General features: G+C 63.4%; 2 protein-coding genes, 2 tRNA genes and 1 pseudogene. 4 read left to right on the top strand and 1 reads right to left on the bottom strand.

Annotation, left to right across the window (positions count from 1 at the left end):
• Window positions 1-324: pseudogene (locus ACEW8N_RS06040) on the top strand (SAM-dependent methyltransferase); the annotation flags it as partial.
• Window positions 325-345: 21 nt separating this feature from the next.
• On the opposite strand, the gene ACEW8N_RS06035 reads toward ACEW8N_RS06040, so the two are convergent.
• Complete coding sequence (locus ACEW8N_RS06035) at window positions 346-1,671, bottom strand: DUF1015 domain-containing protein (protein WP_373498906.1); 1,326 nt, start codon at window positions 1,669-1,671, stop codon at window positions 346-348.
• 256 nt (window positions 1,672-1,927) lie between these two features.
• On the opposite strand from ACEW8N_RS06035, the gene ACEW8N_RS06030 reads away from it, so the two are divergent.
• The 3 genes from ACEW8N_RS06030 to dnaX all read left to right on the top strand — a co-directional run.
• A tRNA-Ser gene (locus ACEW8N_RS06030) sits at window positions 1,928-2,020 on the top strand.
• Between the two features lie 98 nt (window positions 2,021-2,118).
• Window positions 2,119-2,212 (top strand) — tRNA-Ser (locus ACEW8N_RS06025).
• Window positions 2,213-2,354: 142 nt separating this feature from the next.
• The coding region (dnaX, locus tag ACEW8N_RS06020) for a DNA polymerase III subunit gamma/tau (RefSeq protein WP_373498905.1) at window positions 2,355-3,553 on the top strand (1,199 nt) is incomplete at its 3' end.

Here is a 3,553-nt window from a genome sequence, read left to right as displayed (position 1 = left end):
CAGCGGGCCGTGGCCCGGCACGAGATCCTGGCGGCCCTGCCCGACGTCGTCGGGGCCGCCTCCCGGATGCTCGAAATATCGGGGCGCTTCGCCGTCATCTTCCCCGCGGAGCGGCTGGCTGCCCTGCTGTCTGAAATGCGGGCCGCACGCATCGAGCCCAAGTTCCTCCGGATGGTCCACTCCCGCCGGGACGCGTGGGCCAGGCTGGCCCTGGTGGAGGGGATGAAGGGGGGCCGGACCGGCCTTGCCGTGGCCCCGGCCCTGGTGATCTACCGGGAGGACGGCGCCTACACCGACGAGGCCGGGGAAATGTTCCGGTCCTGACGACAGGACGAGGCCGCTTGCCTACACCAGGGGATTGAGGGTCTGCCCCGTGATCACCTTGGGATAGAAGTAGGTCGACTTTCTCGGCATGATCAGCCCGCTCTGGGCCACCGCCTGGACCTGTTCGATCCGGGTCGGATTGAGGATGAAGGTGACGTCCCAGGCTCCCGAGAGAACCCCGTCCACCGCCTTCCGGGGGTCCGTCGCATAGGCGATGAGCTTTTCGTTGTCGAGGCGGGCCTGATCGAATCCCAGAAGGTCCATGAAAATCAGCCGGGTCAGCACCGTCACGTCCAGATCCCGAACGGCCGCGGGAAGCGCATCGCCGAAGCGGGCCTTCATGACGCCGGGCTTGAGGGACAGAAGAAAGAGGTTCGGGAGGCCCTTCGTGAACACGCCGATGGTATGGCGGTCGGCGCCCGCTTCCAGTGCGGATGAGAAAGACGGCGGCACCCGACCCGAGCCCTTGCCGTCAAAGGACACCTCCGTAATGTCGAAAAATTCGGCGGCACGCGGGAGCAGGCCGGCCAGCATCCCCGGGTCCACCTCCTTCAGCATGCGGTGGGCGGGCAGGATGACCATGCCGGGGTCCTCCATGCTGGACAGGTACATCATGACATGGTTGGCCGGGTGGGCGTCGGTGAAGCCGGGGGTGCGACCGGCCACCCAGTCCCGGTAGGTCAGGGCCGTCTCGTAGCGGTGATGGCCGTCGGCGATGTAGATGGTCTTGGCGGCCATCTTTTTCGACACCAGGGCGGTGACCGCAGGGTCGGTGATCCGCCAGAGCCGATGGTGGTGGCCGTAGGTGTCCGTGAAGGCCATATCGGCGGCCTGCCCGATGACGGCCGCCATCAGGGTCTCCAGGATATTCTCCCGGTCGGAGTAGAGGGAGAAGATCGGGCTGAAATTGGCATGGCAGACCTTCATCAGCTCGAACCGGTCGGATTTCACTTTGGAGAAGGTCGTTTCGTGGGGCAGGACGACGCCCTTTTCAAAGGGCTCCAGCCGAACCCGGGCGATGAGGCCGTAGCGCTTCAGGGCATGGCCTGCGGCATCGAAGTCGATGGTCGTGAGATAAAAGGCCGGCAGTTCATCCCGGACCAGGATCCCCTCCCGAAGCCAGGCGTCATATTCCCGGCCGGCGCGGGTGTAGCGGTTGTCCTGCGCCGTATCCGAATCGGATGTCCTGGCCAGGATCAGCCGGATGACGTTGTACGGATCGGTGCCGTAGAAGCGCTCCTGCTCCTCGGGGGAAATCACATCGTAGGGCGGGGTGCAGACCGCCGCGAGATCCGTGATTCTCTCCTGATTGTACACGATTCCCCGGAAAGGGATGACTTCGGCCATGATATGCACTCCTTATATCGTTGTTGGACACGGCGATGGATGCCAGGTATCGCCCTTCAGGCGGGGCGCTTCATCTCGCCGCCTTTCTAACCGCTCTAACTCAAAAGGATTTCTGATACTAGAAAGGCCGGGCCGATTCAAGAAAAATTTCGCCTGCGCCGGTGTTTTTTCCGGGGCCGCCGTTTTTTTCAACAAGAGGATTGACAGATACGGGCAAACAGTATAGAGAAGCGTCCTGTCTGCTCTTGAGAGGGTTGGAGAGGTGGCCGAGCGGCTGAAGGCCCCGCTCTCGAAAAGCGGTATCCTGGCAAAACCGGGATCGTGGGTTCGAATCCCACCCTCTCCGCCAAATTCACATTACCCCGGAGCACACAACCATAACGGCGATACCCGCCGTGATTTTTGATTTGATCTGACTGTTGCCGGAAATCATTCGGGAACACATACGGAGAGATGACCGAGCTGGCCGAAGGTGCACGACTGGAAATCGTGTGTGCTGTCACAAGCGGCACCGAGGGTTCGAATCCCTCTCTCTCCGCCATCCATCGGCCGACCCATCCCGTTTTCCCTGTTCCGCCCGCATTCCCGACCCTCATCCCGGCTCCCCAAGGCCGTTCACGGATATGACGGTGCGCTTCAATCGGGCAGGGTAACACAGGCCGGTTGACGTTCGGGAAGTTTCAATGTCTTATTTGGTTCTCGCCAGAAAATACCGCCCTCAGACCTTTGAGGATGTTGTCGAGCAGGCCCACGTCACCCGGACCCTGACCAACGCCATTCGTTCGGGCCGCGTCGCCCACGCCATTCTCTTTTCCGGCCCCAGGGGCACCGGCAAGACCACCATCGCCCGCATCCTGGCCAAGGCCATGAACTGCGAGAAGGGCCCCACGCCCGTCCCCTGCAACGCCTGCGCCTCCTGCAGCGAGATCACGAACGGCGGGGCCGTCGATGTCTTTGAGATCGACGGGGCCTCCAACAACGGCGTCGACCACATCCGCGACCTTCGGGACAATGTGAAGTACATGCCGGCCCGCAGTCGATACAAGATCTACATCATCGACGAGGTCCACATGCTCAGCACGCCCGCGTTCAACGCCCTCCTGAAGACCCTTGAGGAGCCTCCGGAGCACATCCTCTTCCTGTTCGCCACCACAGAGCCCCAGAAGATCCCCATCACCATCCTCTCGCGGTGCCAGCAGCATCACCTCCGGCGGATCAACGCCATGGATGTCGCCCGCCACATGGGCGCGCTGTGCCTGCAGGAAGGCCTTGCGGTCCCCGAGGCGAGCCTCGCCCTCATCGCGCGGGAGACCGGCGGGAGCATGCGGGACGCCCTGAGCCTCCTCGACCAGGTGATGAGCTGCACCGAGGGGGAGATCACCCATGAAGGGGTCCTGAATCTCCTGGGCGTGGCCAGCCGGGAGGTGCTGTTCAGGATCACCGAAAGCGTCTTCGGGGGAAACATCGCCGATATCCTGGATATCATCGACGACGTCTACCGGCGCGGCCGCGACATCAAGGCCTTTTTCGCCGCACTGACGGCCCATTTCCGGGATCTCTGGGTCGTCAAAACGGTAAAGGACACCGCCCGGATCGTCGACGCGCCCCCCGCCGAGGTCGAGCGGATGAGGTCCCTCGTGGGGAATGTCTCGGCGGTTTACCTGGGCCAGCTCCTTGACGCCTTCCTGCGGGAGGAATCCGCCGTCAAGTTTTCCAGCCAGCCCCGACTGGCCCTGGAGATGGCCTTTATCCGGCTCTTCCAGATCCGGCCGGCCCTGCCCATCGAGACCGTCCTTGCGAAGCTGGACGATCTGGCCCGGCGGACGGCGGCCGAGCCCGTCCGAACCCGCCCCGCACCCACCCAGATGCGGGAGCCCGGCCC

The sequence above is a fragment of the Desulfococcus sp. genome, from assembly GCF_041737845.1.
In the GTDB taxonomy this organism is placed as follows: Bacteria; Desulfobacterota; Desulfobacteria; order Desulfobacterales; family Desulfococcaceae; genus Desulfococcus.
This window is presented reverse-complemented; position numbering and strand designations above follow the sequence as displayed.

Excerpts from the sequence above, each read along its gene's own strand:
- ACEW8N_RS06035 (WP_373498906.1), bottom strand. The coding sequence starts at position 1,671 with ATGGCCGAAGTCATCCCTTTCCGGGGAATCGTGTACAATCAGGAGAGA.